Here is a 21,504-nt window from a genome sequence, read left to right as displayed (position 1 = left end):
CTTATTCAATAACGCTTATTCAAACGGCGCTTAGCGCCGTTTGATCATAAAAACCGATTATTTAACCGGCTTCAAACCTGGAGTATTCAGCCGTTTATTCCATTCTAGCCAAGCGGCGAATACGGCCATCACGCCCACGCCCATTAAGGCGCTGAACAGCTTAATGGTCGTGGTGTCGCCTCCCAGTGCATTGAGCATGTCTGCCAAGGGCGCAAGGATCACACCTAAACAAAAGACTTCAAGAGAATATCGGCCCATGCGGCATATTTGACGGGCCAGCCATACGTTAAGCCACTCCGTGTGGGGCACGGATTTGGCAACAACATAAGCCAAGGCTAGAAAATGCAGTAATCGCACGGGCGAAAGATTGGTTTTGCTTATGGGATATATCGCCTCGCCCAGCCACATCGGCATCAATGCATCATGAACTTGCGGCCATCGCCAGGAAACGGCAATCAGGCCTGTAACCAGCAGATAAATAATGGCACTTATAAACAGCGGCTGACGGGAAAGCGGTCGGGTTTTTTGAGTTGTTTGTCGTTGGCCAATCATTGCGGCAGCCCCGCCCAAAATAAACAGAAACTGCCAGGCCAATGGATTAAAAAACCAGACGCCGCCTTCCTGTGCCGAGAAATTCCATTGCGGGGCGGTTAGATACACGATCAATGAAACAGCAACGACGTATTCAGCCTTGCGTAGCAGCATAGGCAGCACCAGTGGCAACCCCAACAACAGCACGATATAGAGCGGTAAGGGGTCCATCAGGTTGGGTTTGAAGCGCAACAACAACTCATCGGTCAACGCCTGCTGCGGATTGCTCAAAAAGTACTGCAACCCCATTTCTTGCACCAAGTCGCGCGTTTCTACGTGGTTGTTTGCAAAAAAAACAATCCCCATCAACACGGCAAGCAAGAAAATATGCACGACGTAAAGTACCCACGCGCGGCGCAGTATTTTAACCGTGGCGATGATGAAACCGTCGCGTTGAGCTATTTTTCCGTAAGCCAGAACGGCCGCGTATCCGGCCAGAAATACAAAAATCTCGGCCGCATCACTGAAACCAAAGTTGCGCACGGTCAACTCGGCCAGCGGGTTATGCGGGATGTGATCCCAAAATATAAAAATCAGTGCCAACCCGCGAAAGAAATCGATGCGGTGGTCACGTCCGTTCAGCGTCACGGCGAGTGCTCATTCAATTGTTCAATTAAAGACCTGCGGGTGCAGCCAAGATTGCACGCCGCGTTTATTGACGGCGCGCAGGGTGAGGGTATTGGCGGCTAAATGCAAAGGTTGGGTCGCTGAGTTTTCCGGTTTCGTACCGCCCGTGAGCGGCCCATGAAGGGCCGCTGCAACGGCTCAGACTTCAAGCAGCGTTTATGACATTGGCTTCAAAACTGTCCGCCCGGGCCATTTGCCACATGCGCGAATAGAACTCTCCGTTCACTTCGCCCGTCAACAATTCCCCCGGCTTGAGAAACACATGCAACTGCGAGAACAGTTTGATCTCGGTGGCGGACACACGGCGCACCAAGTGTTTTGCTTGCAGTTGAGAGGGATGCTCAAGGCCCGCAGCGGCGAGCATTTCAGCCAGCCCTTTAAGGGTATTGCGATGGAAGTGAAATACCCGTTGTGCTTTGTCCGGCACCACAAGCGCACGCTGACGCAAGGCATCCTGAGTCGCGACGCCGGTAGGGCATTTGTTGGTGTGGCACGACTGCGACTGGATGCAGCCGATAGCGAACATAAAACCGCGCGCGGAGTTGGCCCAGTCAGCGCCGATGGCCAGCACACTGGCGATGTCGAAGGCACTGACAATCTTGCCGCTGGCGCCCAGTTTGATCTTGCTGCGCAGGTTCAGGCCTACCAGGGTGTTATGGACAAACAGCAAGCCTTCGCGCATCGGCGCGCCCATATGGTCGGTGAATTCCACAGGGGCTGCGCCGGTTCCGCCTTCCTTGCCGTCAATCACGATAAAGTCTGGCAGGATGCCGGTTTCGAGCATGGCCTTGGCAATCCCCATAAACTCCCAAGGGTGGCCCAGACAGAATTTGAAGCCCACGGGTTTGCCGCCCGACAGTTCACGCAATTGGGCGATAAAGTGCATTAATTCCAGCGGGGTCGAAAAGGCACTGTGGCGCGACGGCGAAATGCAGTCTTCGCCCATCATGATGCCGCGGGTTTCAGCGATTTCCTGGGTGACTTTGTCTTTGGGCAAAATGCCGCCGTGGCCAGGCTTGGCGCCTTGGCTCAGCTTGATTTCAATCATGCGCACTTGTGGGTTTTGTGCTTGTACGGCAAAACGTTCGGGGTCGAAGCGACCATCGGCTGTGCGGCAACCGAAATAGCCACTGCCCAATTCCCACGTCAGGTCGCCACCGTTCTCACGGTGATAGGCGCTGATGCTGCCTTCGCCAGTGTCGTGGGCAAAATTACCGAGTTTGGCGCCCTGGTTCAGTGCGCGAATCGCGTTGGCGCTCAGCGAACCAAAACTCATGGCTGAAATGTTAAACACGGAGGCCGAGTACGGGTGGGTGCATTGCGGACCGCCCACAATGACCCGAAAACTTGCGGGGTCGCTCAAGGGCGCGGGGCGCATGGAGTGGCCGATAAATTCAAATCCGGACTGATACACATCCAGCAAGGTGCCAAACGGCTTGTCGGCACTCTCATTTTTGGCGCGAGAGTAAACCAGCGAACGTTGAGCGCGTGAGAAGGGCAGCGCGTCGCTGTCCGACTCCAGCAGGTATTGGCGAATTTCTGGGCGAATGGCTTCCACCAGATAACGAATATTGCCCAGGATCGGGTAATTGCGACGGACTGCGTGGGGGCTTTGCATCAGGTCAAAAATGCCGAGCAAGCTCAAGGCCAGTGTCAGGGCGGTAAAAGGCCACAACCACTCGTGGTGCATGAAGGGAAGGCTGGCGAGGGTGAATATCACGCATAACGCAAAAAACGCATAACGGCTTAACAGTGACAGGCTCATACGGTTTCCTGTTTCAGGCTTTTCTGTTCGTCGGTCGAGTGAACAGCAAGATCGGGACGGTTGACACCGGTAATACAGCGGGCCTCTCTAGCGTGGAGGTTTGTTGCGCCAAGGTGGTTGCTCAGTGTCAGGCCACCTGTTGTAAAGCATACCTGCCATTGAACGGGGTTTCGTGAAGAACAACATCCCGACCAAGGTCGTGGGCAGTTTAGCCGCCTGACGTAAAGGTGGCTGAAACTTCATAGGGTTGTTGCGGCAATCCCTTTCATCTGTGTCTTTTCAGCTGCGTGAAGGCATGTGATCCTTTGTGCCCTTACTCAACTGCAGGCTGATTTTTGCGATGCCCTCCGAAAGCTCAACAACACCTAAGATCCATATTGCCGCGGCTGTACTGATGGACCCGAAAGGCCGAACCTTGCTCGTACGCAAGCGTGGCACGCAAGCTTTCATGCAGCCGGGGGGCAAGATTGAGGCTCATGAGCAACCGATCAACGCTCTGGTACGTGAACTGGAAGAAGAGCTTTCATTGAAAATCGACCCGGCCAGTGCTACCTATCTGGGGCACTTTAATGCCCCGGCGGCCAATGAACCGGGCTATGAAGTGCTGGCTGAGCTGTTTCTGATATTGACCGAGCAAGCCATTACGCCCGCTGCCGAGATTGAAGAAGTGCAGTGGATTGATCCTGCCGGTGATGGCGGATTGGTGTTGGCCCCTTTGACTCGTGACGTGATCTTGCCCTTCTACCGCAATAGCGTGCGGGCACCTGCTTGATGCTGCTGGAACACCGTAAAACTGTATGACCTGGACATGTTATGGCAATCGAACTGCTTGAACCCTCCCACGCCAAGGCCTATCGTCAATTGATGCTTGATGCATACGCACTGCATCCTGAAGCGTTTGTGTCCACCCTCACAAACCGTGAGAGGTTGCCGTTGAGTTGGTGGCAAGGGCAACTGGACGATGAGTTAAGCGCCACGCTGGGCGCTTTTGTCGGTGACCGGCTGGCAGGCATTGTCGGTCTGGCGTTTGAGCCTTGGGAGGACGCACAACATAAGGCCACTTTGTTTGGCCTGTATGTGTCAGAGGCGTTTCGCGGCCAAGGGCTGGGCGAAGGGTTGGTACAGGCAGTGCTGTCACTGGCCGAAGAAGAGCCCCCACTCAAAGTGATAGAACTGACAGTGAGTGCCAATAGTGCCGCTGCCCTCGCACTGTACAAACGCTGCGGTTTTCAGCAATCGGGTCTTGAAGACTGTGCGATTCGGGTAGGGGAGGCGTACTACGACCGGGTGCATATGCGCCGCCTGGTCAACCAAGGCTCGCCGGACCCTCACCCTTGCTAACAAGGTGAGGGCGCTGGATTCACCGGCTATTTAACCGCGCTAACGCCATCGAGCGTCGAGAAAGAGGTGTCTTTGGCCGTCAGCAAAAAGTCGCGCATATAGGGCGCATCCAGCATGTCTGTGCGTACGGCTGCATAAAGGGTGGCAAACAACCCCTTTTCACCCAGACGCTTGGCTTTTACATAGCCCCGCGAGCTGTATTCATGCAGCGCCCAGTGCGGCATACCGCATACCCCACGACCGCTGGCGACCAGTTGCATCATCATCACCGTCAGCTCGGACGTACGCACCTGTGCCGGCTCAATATCGGCAGGTTCCAGAAAGCGGGTAAAGATGTCGAGGCGGTCGCGCTCCACCGGATAAGTAATCAGGATTTCCGTGCTCAAATCCTCGGGCACGATAAAAGGCTTGTGGGCCAATGCATGCTGATTGGCGACAGCGAGCATTGCCTCGTAGGTAAACAGCGGAACGTAGGTCAGACCCGCGATCTCTTGTGGATCAGAGGTCACGACCAGATCCAGATCGCCCCGTGCCAAGGCAGGCAGTGGGGCAAATGCAAAGCCCGAGGCCAGATCCAGTTCGACCTCCGGCCACGCATCGCGAAATTGGTCAATGGTGGGCATCAGCCACTGAAAGCAGCTGTGGCATTCAATCGCCATATGCAGCCGCCCTGCGGTCCCACCGACCAAGCGGGCGATATCGCGTTCGGCACCACGCAGCAAAGGCAGCATGGCGTCGGCCAGTTGCAGCAGGCGCAAGCCGCCGCTGGTGAAGCGTACGGGCTTGGTTTTTCGTACAAACAAGGGCATGCCCATGCGCTCTTCCAGCTCTTTGAACTGGTGGGATAACGCGGACTGGGTCAGGTGTAAACGTTCAGCGGCTTCGACCAGGCTGTCGGACTCGCGCAAAGCGTGCAGGGTTTTGAGGTGACGAATTTCCAGCACGTGGACTCCATGAGTAAATTTTGTGATCAACACTAAAGCGTTGAGTTTGTCTCATGTTGTCGTGGGTGTCGATAACAGTGCCATTACTCATACGAAGGAATGTTGTTCGGGCCCATGCGCGCGATCTTGTCGACATGAATATCCAGCTTTTTCAGGCGATACCATAAACTGCGCTCTGAAATTCCGATCAGCTGTGCGGCGGCAGCTTGAACCCCTTGGGTCTGTTGCAGGGCTGCAAGGATGTAGGCTCTTTCAACCTCAGCCAATGCTGCTTCCAGATCAGGCGGCACGTCACCCAACCGAGTAAACGGTTTATCGGCTTGATCCATTTGCCCGCTAAACAGATAAGGCGGCAGGTCGCTGTCTTCAATCGTGCTGCTGGTCGCCACAATCGTGGCACGCTCCACGCAGTTCTGTAATTCACGAATATTGCCCGGCCAGTGGTAATGCATCATGGCCTGCAAGGCAGTGGGGCTGAAGTCGGTGATCCGCTTACCTGCGGTCGCCCCCAAGCTGTGGGCAAAGTGTCGCGCTAACGGGGTAATGTCTTCCACGCGCTCGCGCAAAGCGGGCAATGGAATCGGAAACACGTTAAGGCGGTAATACAAATCTTCGCGAAACTCTTTTTTTGCCACCGCTTCCAGAAGGTTTTTGTGGGTCGCGGCTATCACGCGCACGTCCACTTTGCGCTCTCGAGTTTCGCCTACCGGCTCGATCACCCGCTCTTGCAGCGCGCGAAGAATCTTTGCTTGCAAGGTCAGCGGCATATCGCCGATCTCATCAAGAAACAAAGTCCCTTTGTCCGCCTGTAAAAACCGTCCAATCCGGTCAGCCACCGCGCCGGTAAATGCGCCTTTGCGATGGCCGAACATCTCGCTTTCCAGCAGCCCTTCAGGAATTGCCGCGCAGTTGACCGCTACAAAAGGCTGGTCAGCACGGCTGCCATGTTTATGGATGGCGCGAGCCACCATCTCTTTGCCGGTGCCGCTCTCGCCGGTCAGCAAGATCGTGGCATTACTGTCACGCACAGAGTCGATGGCCTGTAGCACCCGGCGAAAGCTCGGGCTGTCGCCGATCAAGCTGTCGATGTGCTGGTGTTCATCCAGCTCGGCACGCAGGCGAGCGTTATCGCGCAGGATGTCGCGAAATTGCAGGGCCTTGCTAACGGTGATGTCCAGTTCGTCAATGTCGAACGGTTTGGCGATGTAATCGTAGGCGCCGTTACGCATCGACTGTACGGCGTTTTTCACGGTGCTATAGGCGGTCATGACAATGACCGGTATGTGGGGGTAGCGAAGTTTTATTTCTGCCAATAACTGTGGGCCATCCATTCCGGGCATGCGCCAGTCGCTGATGACCAGATCAATACTCTCCTGCTCCAGTAAGGTCAGGGCTTGCAGGCCATTGCCTGCGGTGAAAACCTCTATTGCGTTCTGGCTCAATACCGAGCTGAGCAGATCGCACAGCTTGGGCTCATCGTCGACCACCAACACCTTATGACTCATGATTCGTCCCCTCCGTGGGTTGGAATGTACACATTGAAGGTGGCACCGGCCTCTTTCTCGCTGATGCATTCGATACGTCCATCATGGCTGTCCATGATGGAAAAGACCTTGGCCAGGCCCAAGCCTGTGCCTGAGGCTTTGGTGGTCACGAAGGGAGTGAAAATGCGCTCGATCATATCGGGGGCAATCCCTTCTCCTGTGTCCGTAATACTGATCACGGTGTAACCGTTTTCCTGATGAATGCCCAGTGTGAGCTTCCCGCCGTTGGGCATGGCGTCGATGGCGTTGATTACCAGGTTTAGACACGCTTGCTTCAACTGTGGCGCGTCGCCAAACAGGGTCGCGCCCGGTGCCTGATCGTCCAGGTAAACGTCAATCTGATGGCTTTGCAGCTCGGGGGCGCAAAACCCCAGAATATCTTCGACCAACGGGCGGGCAGCTTGCAGTGACCGAACTGGGGTGCTTGGCTTGGCGAAGTCGAGGAATTCAGTCAGCAAGTCATTGATGCGTGTTACTTCACTGACGACATATTCCAGATGGCGCTTGTCGGTTTCGCCCAGTGCTGCACGGCGATGCAATAGTTGGGTCGCCGTTTTGATAATGCCCAACGGGTTACGGATTTCATGGGCCAGCCCCATCGCCACTTCGCCCAATGCGTGCAGCCGATCGCGACGACGCAATTGTGCTTCGAGGTCTTGCAGCTCGCTCAAGCGCGCAGTCATATGGTTGAAAGTGCTGCTCAACTCCGCCAGTTCATCGTGCCCGGTCACGGCCACACGCTGGTTATAGTCCCCCGCAGTGACCGCCCGTACGCCCTCGGACAAATCGCGTAACGGGCGAGTCAGGCGCTCGGAAACCAGCCAGCCCACAGTCAGTGAAAGCACTGAGCCAAGCAGGAAAATAAGCACAAACAAATTGGTCTGGTTTACCAGGCCCACCAGACTGTTATGGCGCAGCAGGCCGCTATAAATCACCCCTTGCAACTCGCCACTACCATTGAAGATTGGCCAGTACAAACCGCTGTAACGGTTGGTGAACTGTTCAATGGGCTGACGGGTTTCGCGCAAGGTTTTTTCGATGCTCAGGGGCACGGTGGGCTGGCGGTCTTCAAAGCGCTGGCTGGAAAATATTTCGGAAAAGCCGCCGGGGTTGTGCAAGTACAGGCGCAGGTCAAGGGAATGCACTTCGGCAACACTGGTCAGGAAGCTGCTGTCCATATACGTCGCTACCAGCAATTGATAGTCAACGCCGTCCTCACTGGTAGGGAATGTCGAGACCACAGCACCGGTGGGTACTTCACCGACGTTGATGGTTTGCAGCACAGCATCGGGCGCCAGGTTGAGTTGGCTGACGATGCTATCGCTGGCGGTGCTGAATATAACCTTGTGGTCACTGCTGCGAATCAATGCCACCACATCGATACCCATCGCTTGGGCAATATCGGCACTCAGTCGGTCGTCGCGAAGGGCTTCTCGGGTCGCGGGCGGGTGGGTGTATTGCAAGAACAATTTGGCAACACGGGCATTGTCCGTAAGGATTTCACTGATTTCGTCCTCGAGGATTTTGGTCGACTCCAGCAGCCAGACCCGCACGTTGCTGTCGAAAATCTGCGACAAGGTGGTCGCTGCCAGTTCGGCGGCAATCATGGTCGGAATAACGCTCACCAGCCAGAAGGCTAATACCAGCTTGCGCTGTACGGTCCAGCGCGAGACTTTGAAAGATTCCGGCTTTTGCGATAAAGGCATCAATACTCTCTTAGTGCTGGCGCAGGACACGTAGATGGCAGATGGACAGTGTGTGCTCATTTGCAGCGGCTTTCGAGCCTATATCGAATGCGCAATGTCCCGGTTCCGATGATCAGCAGAATGCTCGATAGCGCGTTCTGCGGGGCTGCGGTGAGTGTTGATAAACCCGTCGCTGAGTTCAATGACCCGTCGATATTGCAGGTCAACGGTGATCATGTGATAGCAGTTATCGAGCAGCACTTTCGTCACAGGCCCACCTAAATGGCGCTCTACGTAATCAGCGTTCCAGCGGCTGGTAATATCGTCCTCGATAGAGTGCACCACAAGCGCGGGTGTCGTAATCGAAGGCATGCGCTTTTTCACCACGGCGTTCATCCGGTGCAGTTCACGCACAGTCACTCCTTCCATCGTCAGCAGGCCGGCATTGGTACTTTCCCCAGCTTTCATCTGGCGCTCCACGATGGCCCGCAAACGTTCGTTCTTGATGCCGTAAGGTGGCCTCTCCTCAAAGCTGCACAGGTGAACGCCAAAGGGTATGGCCATCAGCAATGGGGTCATAAAGGCCAGCTTGTTGATGCTCCATCCGTCATATCGAAGGGTGGTTGAATACAACATCAAACCGGCCACTTGCCCCGGGTGTTCGGCCGCCACGTACATGGACATAACCGCTCCCATCGACAGGCCGCCGACGAACACCTGCCGATGGCGCTGGCCAATGGCAACGAAGGTTTTACGCACGCCTTCGTACCAGTCTTGCCAACCCGTGGCTTGCAGGTCGCTGTTGTCGCCGCAGTGCCCGGCCAGGGTGGGCACGTACACCGTACGGGTTCCGTCTTTGGCCAGCCCCTGAGCCACCCGACGCAATTCTGCCGGGGTGCCGGTGAGGCCGTGGATCAACAGAACCCCGACCTCGCCCGTGCCGAGAACGAAACCGGCGCTGCCTTCGCCCAGATCGATCTCTGCACTGTTCACCGTTTCATGGCCCGATGCAGCAGGCGGTCGAGCAGGGCAATTCCCAAGTCAATTTCGCCGTAGCTGATTTCCAGCGACGGGGCCAGGGTGATGACGTTTTTGTAGTAACCGCCGACATCCAGAATCAGCCCCAGACGCTTGCCGTCGATTTCAATATCGCCTTTCATGCCTTCTTCAACCATGTAGTCCAGGGTTGCCTTGTCCGGCGTGAAACCGTCCGGGCCGCAAATCTCGCAGCGCAGGGCCAAGCCCAGACCGTCGACGTCGCCAATGATCGGGTAGCGTTTTTGCAGCTCTTGCAAACCGGCCAGGAAATATTTGCCCTTGGCCATGACCATCGCGCCATAGTCAATTTCACTGGTCATCTTGAACATTTCCAGTCCCACAGCGGTCCCCAGCGGGTTGGAAGCGAAGGTGGAATGGGTGGAGCCCGGCGGGAAGATTTTCGGGTTGATCAGCTCTTCTCTGGCCCAGATGCCGCCCAACGGATTGAGGCCGTTGGTCAAGGCTTTGCCGAATACGATTACGTCGGGTTTGACGTCAAAATGCTCAATCGACCACAGCTTGCCAGTGCGCCAGAAGCCCATCTGGATTTCATCCACCACCATTAAAATGCCGTGTTGGTCCAGCACGTGCTTGAGTTCACTGTAAAAATTCATCGGCGGAATGACGTAGCCGCCGGTGCCCTGAATAGGCTCGACGTAAAATGCGGCGTACTCGCTCTGGCCAACTTTCGGGTCCCATACGCCGTTGTATTCAGTCTCGAACAGGCGGGCGAATTGCTGCACACAAAGGCTGCCATACTCTTCCTTGGTCATGCCTTTAGGCCCACGGAAGTGATACGGGAACGGGATAAAGTTGGCGCGCTCGCCGAAGTGGCCATAGCGACGGCGATAGCGGTAGCTGGAGGTGATCGACGAGGCACCCAGGGTGCGGCCGTGATAACCACCCTCGAAGGCAAACATCAGGCTTTTGCCGTTGCTGGCGTTACGCACCACTTTCAAAGAGTCTTCGATGGACTGCGAACCGCCGACGTTGAAGTGCACGCGACCGTCCAGGCCGAACTTGTTTTTTGCGTCGACGGCGATACGTTCCGACAGTTCGATCTTGCCTTTGTGCAGGTATTGGCTGGCAATCTGAGGCAGGGTGTCGATCTGTTGTTTGAGTGCGTTGTTCAGGCGTGGATTGGAATAACCGAAGTTAACCGCCGAGTACCACATTTGCAGGTCAAGGTAGGCTTGGTCTTCGGTGTCCCAAACGTAAGAACCTTCGCAACGACTGAAGATACGCGGCGGCTCGATATAGTGAACGGTGTCGCCGTACGAGCAGTATTTGGCTTCTTTTTCCAGAAGAATCTGGTCTTCAGCGGTGGCGATTCGGATGTCAGACATGAGTGAAGAGTTCCTGCTGGTCACGAGAATAGGAAGGGGCGTTGGCGACATGTGTCGGTAGCTGATTAAGCAAGGCCGGTAGATCTGCAAAAGAGTCGAAGCGGGCATAGGGAATGCCGTTGCGCTCGCAGTGTTCGGCCAGGCTGTCCTTGGCGAATACGAAGTCGGCGCTGGCGGCCACGCACATATCGGAGCGGCCATCACCAATGACCAGCACGCGTTTGCCGCGGGGGGCGGATTTGCATTTGCAGTTGCCGGAGGCTGCGCGGCAGGCGTCGCTGGCGTAAGGGAAGTCAATGCGCCAGCTGTGATGGTCGACCTGACGCAGGCGGTTAGCGAGTATCGGCAACAAGGTGACGTAGTGGCGTGCCAGAATCCGCGCAATTCCCTGCTCGATACCGTCACTGACCACTTCAATGGAGGCACCGAGCCCAATCACCAGGTCAACAAAGTCGGGAAAGTCCGGGTCAATTTCAACCGTGTCGAAATAAGCCAGCAGCTCAGCCGGCAAGGCCCTAACCAGCGAGAGTTGGCGGCTGAGGCATTCACGCGAACCTATTTCGCCTTTTAGCCATTGATCTTCTATCGCTTCCCAGCTCGGGTCGGCGAAGCGTTGAAGAATGGTGTCGATGACGTCAGTTCGGGTGATGGTCCCGTCGAAATCACACACGATATGCCATTGCATCATCTGCATTGTCCTGTTGAGAAGACGCGCTTTTTGCGCTTGCCAGAGGAGATTGCATTGAGTGTGCCAAAAGCTTCATGCCCAACAGGGCCGGGCTTTTCTGAGTATTTAGGCGGTCAATGAAGGGCTTGAAGCTACAATTTTTGTAGCTCGCTACAAACAACATCAGTGCTTGCGCCGCCTGCAGGAAAAAGAGATTGATGCGCGCATGAATCTCTTTGGATCGTGGGCAATGAAGACGTTTGCTTATGTTGTGTGGTTGCTGATCGGGTTGGGATTGAGTGCCGCCGCCTATGCAGTTAGCGGCCCAAGCGGCGAAGTGGGCGCTGGGGTTGGTTACCAGCCGTACGATCCGGCTGGCAGTCGGCATCAGACGGTGCCATTGCCTTATTTCGATCTGGACTGGGGTGACGTAAGCCTTGATACCGACGATGGCTTGACCTGGAGTGCGTTGAAGGCTGATGGCTGGAGTGCCGGGCCCTCTATCAACTATGTGCCGGGTCGTAATGCCAATGGCTCGTTGCGTGGATTACGCGATGTGCCTGACAGGGCGCTGGTGGGTGGTTTTGTCCAATACAGCCCGGCCGAATTTTGGCGACTGTATGCACAGCTTGGCCAGACGGTAGGCGGTGCTGGCGGGCAAGGGGGCTGGGCGGGAAAGGTCGGTGGGGAGCTGGGCTACCCGTTGGCAATGGGCATCATCGGTAGCAACCAATTGATGGCGCATTTCGCGGATGGCCGAGAGATGTCTACGTTCTTTGGGGTAAGTGAGAGTGACGCGCTGGATTCAGGTATACCGGGCTACAAGGCCAGCGGCGGATTTCAGAATGTCACGTTGACCCAGAGTGTTGAATTCCCGTTGGCCCCGCGGTGGTCGTTGGTCGCCAGTGCCAGCTGGGCTCATTTGCTGGGTTCGGCGGCACAAAGCAGCATCGTGAAAGAGGTCGGTCAGGTTAACCAGACCAGCGTGCAGACGGCAATGAGTTATAAGTTCTAAACAACAACGCAGTGCCGGAAGTCGCTCAATGCAGACGCACCCACACGCTCACCAGCACGGTTGCCGCCATCAACCAGGCCACAGCAGCCAGCGCCAGAGAAGCCTCAAGGCGCATGCGGTCGACCAGCACATACAGCGCCGCGAGGTAGACGAAATAGGGAATGATCGACCACATACCGAAGACGATGGTGGTCTTCAGGTCATCTACCGAGCGCCCTTTGCCAACGATGTAGTGGGCAATGAGTGCGAACGTCGGAAACAGCGGAACCAAACCGGCGATGTAGTAATTTTTGGTTTTTGCCAGCATCGCCAGAATAATCACCACGGCGGCGCCCAATGCAGCTTTTAAAATCAGATCCACAGCATTCTCGCTTAATGTGCCAAGCCATATTTTTTGACTTTGTCGAACAACGTAGTCTTGGCCATGCCCAATTCCTGACTGGCTTGGGTCAAGTTGCCGCCGCTGCGTTGCAGTGCGTCGCTGAGCAGGTTGCGTTCAAACGCCTCTACGGCCTCGGAAAAGCCCAAGCCTTGTGAGGTGATGCTGCCGGTTTTTTTGAACGCCGGCAGGCCTAAAGCGAAGCGCTCGGCCACGTTGCGCAATTCACGCACATTTCCCGGCCAGTCATGGCTCATAAGGCTGGAAAGCGTCTGATTGTCCAGTTCCGGTACGGCGCGATCAAAGCGCAAGGAGGATTGCTGCAAGAAGTGTTCGAACAGCTGCAGAATGTCTTCGCGCCGCTCGCGCAACGGGGGCAGTTCGAGCGTAACGACGTTCAAACGGTAGTACAGGTCGCTGCGAAACTGACTGGCTTTGCTCAGTTGATCAAGGTCGGACTTGGTGGCTGCAATCACCCGACAATCCACATCAATGCTCTGGTTGGAACCCAAGCGTTCCAATGTGCGTTCTTGCAGCACCCGAAGCAATTTTATTTGAAGGTTGAGCGGCATGCTTTCGACCTCGTCGAGAAACAATGTGCCTCCATCCGCGTGTTCAATCTTGCCGACCCGACGTTTTCCAGCACCGGTGAACGCGTTGGCTTCGTGGCCGAAAATCTCGCTTTCAAACAGGTTTTCCGGCAACCCCCCACAGTTCAGCGCTACAAACTGCTGCGGTTGACGTCGGCTGAAATCGTGCAGGCAGCGTGCAACTAACTCTTTGCCAGTGCCCGTTTCACCCTCTATCAACACGTTGGCCGACGTATCGGCGACGTTGGCAATCAACTCCCGTAATTGCTGCATGGCTGGCGAGCGGCCGATAATGCGGCCTTCAAGAGAGTCGCGCTCAGCCAGTTGGCGACGCAACGACCACACTTCACGGGCCAGGCTGCGTTGTTCCAGCGCCCGTCGAGCCGCATCCACAAGGCGCTCAGGGGAAAACGGCTTTTCCATAAAGTCATAGGCGCCGTCGCGCATGGCACCTACCGCCATGGAAATATCGCCATGCCCGGTAATCAGAACCACGGGCAGGCTGCGATCCCGTGCCTTGAGCCGTTTAAGCAGTTCCAGGCCATCGATCCCCGGCAAGCGGATATCACTGATGACAATCCCTGGGAAGTTATCACCGACCATTGCCAGCGCCTGTTCTGCAGTGCTTACACCTTCGCTGCGGATGTCTTCAAGCGCCAGCGCCTGTTGGCATCCGAGCAAGACATGAGGGTCGTCTTCAACAATCAGAACGGTCAGATCGTGGTTCATATTGGCTCGGCCTTAGCAGGTTGCACCAGCGGTAAAAGTAGGACAAACGCAACACCACCGGCATCCGGAAACTCAACATTGAGGCTACCGCCAGCGGCGGCTGCCAGGCTGGCGGACAGTGTCAGGCCAAGGCCCAGACCCTGCTCGCCCGGTTTGGTGGTGAAGAACGGTTCAAACAGGTGCTTACGGCTTTGCGGGTCAATGCCGGGGCCGTTATCGCGCACCCTCAGGTGATATTTGCCTTCGCTGAACTCACCCTCAAGCCACAATTGCGGGGAGGTGGTCTGGGCGTGCATGGCGTCCAGCGCATTGCCTATCAGGTTCACGAGTATTTGTTCCAACCGGGTCTGGTCGATGGTTAGCTGGGCATCGCTGAAATCGCGATGCAACTCAACACCGGACGTTTCAAGGCGAGCAGCGAGAAGTTGCAGGGTTGCCTCAACTGCTTTATTCAGGCTGGCCTGGCCCTGATCGTCACCGCGACGAGCAAACGATCGCAGGTTAGCGGTGATACGGCCCATGCGATCAACCAAGTCGTTAATGGTCGTCAAGTTGTCCGCAGCGACCTTCAGGTCACCTCGTTGAAGAAACCTGACGGCATTGCCGGACAGAGTGCGCAAGGCGGCCAATGGCTGGTTCAACTCATGGGCAATGCTGGTGGACATTTGCCCGATTGCAGCAAGCTTGCCGGCTTGCACCAGTTCGTCCTGTGCGCGACGAAGGGTGTCTTCTGCGTGGCGACGTTCACGAATCTGAGCTTTGAGCCGTTCGTTGCTGGCGCGCAGGTGGGTGGTGCGATCAGTGATTTTTCGTTCCAGTTGATTATTGGCTTCTTGCAGGGCCTCGCGGGCCGCCAGTCGGGTAGCAATCACTTTGCGTCGTTCATTCCACGCAATCAGCAGAAAGGCCAGTAAAGCGAAAAACACGGCCACTAGCATGCCTTGATTGGCTGCCTCTCGGCGCAAGTCTTGCAGAGGGGTCAGTAAGGTGATGTCCCACGGTGTGTCATTCAGGTTGCGGGTCTGGGCCAGATAACTGACTTCTTTGTCATCGCTGGCCACGTCGCTGTGGGTGGCAAACGTGACGGTTTCGACGCCTTCGGCTAACTGTTCGCGTTCAAGGGGCTCAAGCTCATTGAGCGGCCACCAGTAATACTGCAGGCTGCGCGCCAAGCGCTCCTTTGTCTGCGAGGTCAGTGGGCGTACTGATTTAAGGCGTAAGTTTGGGTCGCTGGACAGAATAATGATGCCGTTTTCATCGCTCACATAAGCTTCGAGACGAGCACGCTGCCAGCGTTCTTCAAGGGCTTCGAGCCTGACTTTGATCACGGCGACGCCGATGATTTTGCCTTGCTGTTCCAGGCCGTGGGCCAGGTAGTAGCCAGGCTCACCTGAGGTGCTGCCTATTCCATAGAAACGCCCCGGTTGTCCGCGTACCGCGTCCTGGAAGTAGGCTCGGAAAGACAAATCCTCACCGAGATAACTGTCGGTATCGCGCCAGTTACTGGTGGCAACGACGCGCCCATTGGTGTCGAGCACATAGATGGCGCGGCTGCGGCTGCGTCGGTTAAGGCCTTCTAGGTATTGATTGACGCTGTCGCGGTTTTGCGCGGACGGTTCCGCCAGCAAGCTTGAAACACTGGACTCCAGCTCAAGCAGGCTGGGCAGATAGGTGTATTTGCCGAGCTCGCTTTCGACGGTGCGGGCATGTAATTCAAGCTGGCGCTCGCCGTTTTCGCTGAGGCTGCGAATACCAAAGTGTTCGCTGATGCGATAGCCCGCATAGCCCAGCCCTATGGTCAGCAGGAGGATGAGCGGCGGCAACAGTAAATGGCGGAGCAGGCGAGGTTTCACGGCAAGTGAAGGCGGGGCACCGCGATAAAGTGTGGGGTCGCATTTCATCACAGATGCCTTGGGTCGACCACTGCGCGGTAGAAGCTATACAAAACCTGCTACCGCTGGCGCAAGCAGCGCCCGCGGTAGCCAGGATTCCGGCGCTTAGTGTTGCAGGATCTTGGAAAGGAAGTTTTGTGCACGCTCGGAGCGGGCAGACACGTCGCCGAAGAACTCTTCTTTCTCGCAGTCTTCGACAATTTTGCCTTGATCCATAAAGATCACCCGGTTAGCCACTTTGCGGGCGAACCCCATTTCGTGGGTTACGCACATCATGGTCATGCCTTCGTGAGCCAATTGCACCATCACGTCGAGCACTTCGTTAACCATCTCCGGGTCGAGTGCCGAAGTGGGTTCGTCAAAGAGCATTACGATTGGGTCCATGGCCAGCGCGCGGGCAATGGCCACACGCTGTTGCTGACCACCCGAAAGTTGGCCAGGGTGCTTATGAGCGTGTGCCGACAGGCCGACACGCTCAAGCAGCTCCAGGCCTTTTTTGGTGGCTTCGGCTTTGCTCCGTCCCAACACCTTGACCTGCGCAATGGTCAGGTTTTCGGTGATGGTCATGTGCGGGAACAGTTCGAAATGCTGGAACACCATGCCCACGCGCGAGCGCAACTTGGGCAGGTTGGTTTTAGGGTCGGCAATCGAGGTGCCATCAACAATGATGTCGCCCTTCTGAAAGGGTTCAAGGGCGTTCACGCACTTGATCAACGTCGATTTTCCTGAGCCGGACGGTCCGCAGACCACCACCACTTCGCCTTTTTTGACTTCGGTACTGCAATCGGTCAGTACCTGAAAGTCCCCGTACCACTTGTTGATGTTCTTGATCGAGATCATACGGCAAACCTTTTTTGCAGACGCTTGACCAGCAGCGAGGCGGAAAAGCTGATGATGAAATACACCAGACCGGCGAAGATCAGGAACTCATTGGAGCGGCCGATGATGTCGCCACTGGAGCGTGACGCATTGAGGAAGTCGACCAAGCCTACGGTGTAAACCAGTGACGTGTCCTGGAACAAAATGATGCTTTGTTGCAGCAGTAACGGCGTCATTTTGCGGAAAGCCTGCGGCAGGATGATCAGACGCATGGCCTGGCCGTAACTCATGCCCAGTGCTTTGGCAGCCCCCATTTGCCCTTTGGGAATGGCTTGCACGCCTGCCCGGACAATTTCACAGAAGTAGGCGGCTTCGAACATGACGAAGGCGACCATGCACGACTCAAACGCACCGATCGGCGTGTCTTTACCGGTGATCCAGCGCAGCACAAACGGCACGGCCAGATAGAACCAGGTAATGACCAGCAGCAAGGGAATGGAACGGAAGTAGTTCACATAGGCGCCGGCCAGATTGGCCAGCCATTTGCTGGAAGACAAGCGCATCAAGGCCAGCACGGTACCCAGTGCAACGCCACCGATCACGCCCAGGACCATGAGTTTCAAGGTCATGATCATGCCGTTCCACAGGCCTGGGAGTGCGGGGACTATCCCGCTGAAATCGAAGAAGTCCATTATTTACCCCCCAAAGACATCAGCCCGGGCACTGCTACTTTCTTCTCGATCAGGCGCATCAACAGCATCAGGCTCATGTTCAGCGTGAAGTAGATCAGCGTGGCGAGTGTGAAGGCTTCAAACAGGTTGGCGGAAAACTCGGCGGTCTGTTTGGTTTGCGCCAGCAGCTCCATCAAACCGATCAACGAAGCCACAGACGAGTTTTTGAACACGTTGAGGAATTCGGAGGTGAGTGGAGGGATGATGATGCGGTAAGCCTGCGGCAGCAGCACGTTCCAGTAGATCTGAGCCATGCTGAAGCCCATGGCGCGGGCCGCTGACTCTTGGCCGCGAGGCAGGGCCTCAATGCCGGTACGTACTTGCTCGCACACCCGTGCCGCCGTAAACAGGCCCAGGCACACCACCACACTCAGGTAAGCCGAAGTGGTCGGGTTGAGGTCTTGCTTGTACCACTCTTGCAAACCGGGTGGCAGTAGATCAGGTACCAGGAAGTACCAGATAAACAGCTGCACCAGCAGCGGAACGTTACGGAAAATTTCCACGTAAACCGTGGCGATGCCGGCCAGGAAACGGTTCGGCAGGGTGCGCATAACGCCCAGCAGCGAACCCAGGATCAGGGCAACAATCCAGGCGACAACAGCAATCGCGATAGTCCAGCCAAGCCCCGAAATAAACCAGTCGAGATACGTCTCGCTGCCTACGCCGGTGGACTTGAAGAATACGCTCCAGTCCCAGTTGTAATTCATGCAGGGTCTCCCCTCAGATGGGTCTATTAACAAGCACTTGCTTCAGGGAGTCCGTTCTCTCCCGACAGTCTCGTCGGGTACACGCTTGCCGCTCGACAACCAGCGGTTCGAGTGTTCTCTCAGCAATTTAAAAGGCTTGTATGGCCTGTGAACAATGATCCCGAGCGCGATCAGCCACGCTCGGGAGTCAGTAGTGAATAATTAGATTTTCACTTCAGGCGCTGGTTTGTCGTTTGGATTAGCGATCAGCTCTTTGACTTTGTCGCTCATCGGGAACATGAGGTTCAAGCCTTTTGGTGGAATTGGCTGAGTGAACCACGTCTCATAGATTTTATTGATTTTGCCCGATTTGTAGATACCCACAATGGCGTCATCAACCGCTTTTTTGAAGTCCGGGTCGCCTTTGCGCACCATGCAGCCGTACACCTCAAACGATTGCGGTGTGCCGGTCACAGCCCAGTCGGTTGGCTTTTTGGCTTTAGCCATTTCACCGGCCAGCAAGGCATCATCCATCATGAACGCTACAGCGCGGCCCGACTCAAGCATCTGGAAGGATTCGCCGTGGTCTTTTGCGGAGATCACGTTCATGCCCATTTGTTTGTCGGCATTCATCGACTTGAGGATGCGTTCAGACGTGGTGCCAGCAGTGGTCACAACGTTTTTGCCTTTAAGGTCGGCAAAATCTTTGTAAGCCGAGTCCTTTTTGGACAGCAGGCGAGTACCGATTTCGAAGATGCCGACCGAAAAATCGACTTGCTGGGCACGTTCTGCGTTGTTGGTGGTGGAACCACACTCAATGTCAACGGTGCCATTTTGTACGAGTGGAATGCGGGTCTGGGAGGTGACCAGGTTGTACTTGACCTTGAGGTCTGGCATGTCGAGTTGCTTTTTCAGCCCTTCAACAATGGCCAACTGGATATCGTGTGAGTAGCCAACCGGCTTGCCGGAAGCGTCCGCGATGTAGGAGAAAGGAATGGAGGAGTCGCGATGCCCAAGGGTCACGGTGCCGGATTCTTTGATTTTCTTCAGTGTGCCGGTCAATTCGGCTGCAAAAACTGGAGTGCTCATCAGCGCGACAGCAATAGCGGCGCTCAAAAGTTGCGGAACGATGCGCATCGGTATTTCCTCGACATTGTTTTTTTTATTGAGCCCGTTGATAGGCCCTTATAGGAACTGCGTACAACTCAACCGCTGAATGCGCTGTATTGCATTCGGCCTAGAGTGTAGAGCATGACTCATGCCAAATACGGTTTTTACACCTAAGTCGCTGATATATATAGATATATTGTTTTTTGATTAGCGGCTTGGTGTCAGGGGATACCCGGAAAGCCGAATCAATGTGGTGCGAGGCGTTCGGAAAACCGAATGGGGCAGGCCTGCTGGGGCGCTCAATCGACGCCCCGGCAGGTGAAGTGGCAGGCAGGAATTTAAGCGGCTTTAACTTTGCGATGCTTGAGGTTCAAGCTGTCCAAGTAAAGCGCCAGATGTTCTTGTTCTTGAGCGGTGGTGAACAGGCCCAATTTGGTCCGACGCCACAGGATGTCCTGAGCGTCCAGCGCCCATTCCTGGCTGCACAAGTAATCGACTTCCCGGCTATAAAGGCCGCTGCCGATGTGCTCTCCCATATCGCTCAATGCATTTACACCGTCCAGCAGGCGCCATGAGCGGTTGCCATAGGTGATTGCCCAGCGTTTGGCGATGGCTGCATCCAGCCATCCGTGTTTTTGTGTCAGCGCGGCACTCAGCGCAGCAGGGGTGGTCATGTCTTCACCACCCGGCAGCGTGGCACTGGCTGTCCAGCTCGGTTTGATCTGGGTGAAGAACGGGGCTAACTGTGCCATGGCCGATTCGGCCAGCTTGCGATAGGTAGTGAGTTTGCCACCAAACACAGACAGCAGTGGGGCTTCGCCCTGTGCGCCGGACAAGGCCAGGGTGTAGTCACGTGTGACGGCTGAAGGGTTGTCCGACTCGTCATTGCACAACGGACGCACGCCGGAATAGGTGCGCAGAATATCGGCACGGCTGACGTGTTGTTTAAAGTGAGCATTGACCACGTTCAGCAGGTAGTCGGTTTCTTCTTCGGTGATGACGACCTTGGCCGGATCGCCGGTGTATTCACGGTCGGTTGTGCCGATGATGGTGAATTGATCCATGTACGGAATGGTGAACACAATTCGCTGGTCTTCATTCTGCAAAATGAAGGCGTTAGGTGCGTCGTACAGTTTGGGCACGATCAGATGGCTGCCTTGAATCAGGCGGATGCCATAAGGCGAGTCCAGCTTCAGGTCGTCCTTGATGAATTTGGCCACCCACGGGCCAGCTGCGTTGACCAGTGCTTTGCTGCGAATCGAGAACAGACTGCCGTCGGCACGCTCAAGATTCAATTCCCACAGCCCTTTGTTTCGACGAGCCCCGACGCAGCGGGTCTGGGTGTGAACATGCGCGCCTTTTTCGCGCGCAGCCATGGCATTGAGTACCACCAGGCGCGCGTCATCTACCCAGCAGTCTGAGTATTCGAAGCCTTTATTGATTTCTGTCTTCAGCGGGCTATCAGCACCAAATTTGATGCTTTTGGAGCCCGCGAGTTTTTCGCGCTTGCCCAAATGGTCATACAGAAACAACCCTGCCCGAATCATCCATGCAGGGCGCAGGTGAGGGCGGTGAGGCAATACAAAACGCATTGGCTTTACGATGTGCGGGGCTTTTGCCAGCAACACTTCGCGCTCAGCCAATGCTTCGCGCACCAGACGAAACTCATAGTGTTCCAGGTAGCGCAGGCCGCCATGAATCAGCTTGCTGCTGGCTGACGAGGTATGGCTGGCCAGATCGTCTTTTTCGCAAAGAAACACAGACAAGCCACGACCGGCTGCATCTGCCGCAATACCGACGCCATTAATCCCGCCGCCGATAACGGCAACGTCGTAAACCTCTGCGAGGGGGGTGGCAGGCAAGGTGGTCAGGGGCATGATTGGGCCTCGCGTTCTTGACGCATATTTTTGAATTCGAACATTAATGTTCATTTGCGAAAATAATAGCGGATAAATACGCCCACAGCCAGCCAAGTTCGATTGAAAAAACTCATCGAACAGGGCTT

19 protein-coding genes are annotated in these 21,504 nt (G+C 55.7%); 3 read left to right on the top strand and 16 right to left on the bottom strand.

Translation table 11 applies throughout. From position 1 onward, the window contains the following. Positions 1 to 57: 57 nt before the first annotated feature. Both FJD38_RS04715 and FJD38_RS04710 read right to left on the bottom strand, forming a co-directional pair. Complete coding sequence (locus FJD38_RS04715; RefSeq protein WP_146384127.1) at positions 58 to 1,179, bottom strand: OpgC family protein; 1,122 nt, start codon at positions 1,177 to 1,179, stop codon at positions 58 to 60. A gap of 184 nt (positions 1,180 to 1,363) precedes the next feature. Beyond that, positions 1,364 to 2,983 (bottom strand): FMN-binding glutamate synthase family protein, encoded by a 1,620-nt coding sequence (locus tag FJD38_RS04710; protein WP_122784805.1) that lies wholly within the window; start codon positions 2,981 to 2,983, stop codon positions 1,364 to 1,366. A gap of 340 nt (positions 2,984 to 3,323) precedes the next feature. On the opposite strand from FJD38_RS04710, the gene FJD38_RS04705 reads away from it, so the two are divergent. Beyond that, positions 3,324 to 3,755, top strand: a complete 432-nt coding sequence (locus FJD38_RS04705) for an NUDIX hydrolase (RefSeq protein ID WP_146384125.1) — start codon at positions 3,324 to 3,326, stop codon at positions 3,753 to 3,755. 41 nt (positions 3,756 to 3,796) lie between these two features. After that, the gene (locus FJD38_RS04700; RefSeq protein ID WP_146384123.1) at positions 3,797 to 4,324 is read left to right on the top strand and encodes a GNAT family N-acetyltransferase; all 528 of its coding nucleotides are present in this window, start codon (positions 3,797 to 3,799) and stop codon (positions 4,322 to 4,324) included. Between the two features lie 26 nt (positions 4,325 to 4,350). Here FJD38_RS04700 and metR read toward each other — a convergent pair whose 3' ends face one another. From metR to FJD38_RS04670, 6 genes are all read right to left on the bottom strand, one after another. Next, positions 4,351 to 5,268 carry a transcriptional regulator MetR gene (gene metR, locus FJD38_RS04695; RefSeq protein WP_146384121.1) on the bottom strand — a complete coding sequence of 306 codons (918 nt, stop codon included), beginning with the start codon at positions 5,266 to 5,268 and terminating at the stop codon, positions 4,351 to 4,353. Between the two features lie 83 nt (positions 5,269 to 5,351). Then, positions 5,352 to 6,773 (bottom strand): sigma-54-dependent transcriptional regulator, encoded by a 1,422-nt coding sequence (locus FJD38_RS04690; protein WP_146384119.1) that lies wholly within the window; start codon positions 6,771 to 6,773, stop codon positions 5,352 to 5,354. After that, positions 6,770 to 8,518, bottom strand: a complete 1,749-nt coding sequence (locus FJD38_RS04685) for a sensor histidine kinase (protein WP_146384117.1) — start codon at positions 8,516 to 8,518, stop codon at positions 6,770 to 6,772. The genes FJD38_RS04690 and FJD38_RS04685 overlap by 4 nt, the downstream gene beginning before the upstream one ends. Positions 8,519 to 8,596: 78 nt before the next feature. After that, entirely contained in the window at positions 8,597 to 9,490 is an 894-nt protein-coding gene (locus tag FJD38_RS04680) for an alpha/beta hydrolase (RefSeq protein WP_146384115.1), read from the bottom strand. Then, the gene (locus tag FJD38_RS04675; protein ID WP_146384113.1) at positions 9,487 to 10,881 is read right to left on the bottom strand and encodes an aspartate aminotransferase family protein; all 1,395 of its coding nucleotides are present in this window, start codon (positions 10,879 to 10,881) and stop codon (positions 9,487 to 9,489) included. The genes FJD38_RS04680 and FJD38_RS04675 overlap by 4 nt, the downstream gene beginning before the upstream one ends. Then, a complete protein-coding gene (locus FJD38_RS04670) occupies positions 10,874 to 11,569 on the bottom strand; it encodes an MtnX-like HAD-IB family phosphatase (protein ID WP_122784797.1) in 696 nt (231 codons plus the stop codon). The genes FJD38_RS04675 and FJD38_RS04670 overlap by 8 nt, the downstream gene beginning before the upstream one ends. Before the next feature lie 229 nt (positions 11,570 to 11,798). Between FJD38_RS04670 and FJD38_RS04665 the strand changes: the two genes are divergently transcribed. After that, positions 11,799 to 12,563 carry a MipA/OmpV family protein gene (locus FJD38_RS04665; RefSeq protein WP_146384111.1) on the top strand — a complete coding sequence of 255 codons (765 nt, stop codon included), beginning with the start codon at positions 11,799 to 11,801 and terminating at the stop codon, positions 12,561 to 12,563. A gap of 25 nt (positions 12,564 to 12,588) precedes the next feature. Here the strand turns inward: FJD38_RS04665 and FJD38_RS04660 are convergent, their stop codons facing one another. The 8 genes from FJD38_RS04660 to glpD all read right to left on the bottom strand — a co-directional run bounded on the left by FJD38_RS04660 (position 12,589) and on the right by glpD (position 21,376). Continuing rightward, positions 12,589 to 12,915, bottom strand: coding sequence for a GlpM family protein (locus tag FJD38_RS04660; RefSeq protein WP_167654246.1), 327 nt, complete (start codon positions 12,913 to 12,915; stop codon positions 12,589 to 12,591). A gap of 20 nt (positions 12,916 to 12,935) precedes the next feature. Beyond that, a complete protein-coding gene (gene aauR / locus FJD38_RS04655; protein ID WP_122784794.1) occupies positions 12,936 to 14,261 on the bottom strand; it encodes a two-component response regulator AauR in 1,326 nt (441 codons plus the stop codon). Then, on the bottom strand, positions 14,258 to 16,162 hold the full coding sequence (gene aauS / locus FJD38_RS04650; protein ID WP_146384109.1) for a two-component sensor histidine kinase AauS: 1,905 nt from the start codon (positions 16,160 to 16,162) through the stop codon (positions 14,258 to 14,260). The genes aauR and aauS overlap by 4 nt, the downstream gene beginning before the upstream one ends. Positions 16,163 to 16,258: 96 nt before the next feature. Then, on the bottom strand, positions 16,259 to 16,993 hold the full coding sequence (locus FJD38_RS04645) for an amino acid ABC transporter ATP-binding protein (RefSeq protein ID WP_122784792.1): 735 nt from the start codon (positions 16,991 to 16,993) through the stop codon (positions 16,259 to 16,261). Continuing rightward, positions 16,990 to 17,664: an amino acid ABC transporter permease gene (locus FJD38_RS04640; protein WP_122784791.1), complete on the bottom strand. Its 675-nt coding sequence runs from the start codon at positions 17,662 to 17,664 to the stop codon at positions 16,990 to 16,992. Before FJD38_RS04640 ends, FJD38_RS04645 begins: the two co-directional genes overlap by 4 nt. Then, positions 17,664 to 18,410, bottom strand: coding sequence for an amino acid ABC transporter permease (locus FJD38_RS04635; RefSeq protein ID WP_122784790.1), 747 nt, complete (start codon positions 18,408 to 18,410; stop codon positions 17,664 to 17,666). Before FJD38_RS04635 ends, FJD38_RS04640 begins: the two co-directional genes overlap by 1 nt. Before the next feature lie 201 nt (positions 18,411 to 18,611). Then, a complete protein-coding gene (locus FJD38_RS04630; RefSeq protein ID WP_167654227.1) occupies positions 18,612 to 19,526 on the bottom strand; it encodes a glutamate/aspartate ABC transporter substrate-binding protein in 915 nt (304 codons plus the stop codon). A gap of 311 nt (positions 19,527 to 19,837) precedes the next feature. Next, positions 19,838 to 21,376, bottom strand: coding sequence for a glycerol-3-phosphate dehydrogenase (gene glpD / locus FJD38_RS04625; protein WP_122784788.1), 1,539 nt, complete (start codon positions 21,374 to 21,376; stop codon positions 19,838 to 19,840). Positions 21,377 to 21,504 lie beyond the last annotated feature (128 nt).

Origin of the sequence: Pseudomonas saxonica, assembly GCF_007858365.1 — a bacterium.
GTDB lineage: Bacteria > Pseudomonadota > Gammaproteobacteria > Pseudomonadales > Pseudomonadaceae > Aquipseudomonas > Aquipseudomonas saxonica.
Note: the sequence above shows the minus strand (reverse complement) of the source record. Positions and strands in the feature narration are given on the sequence as shown.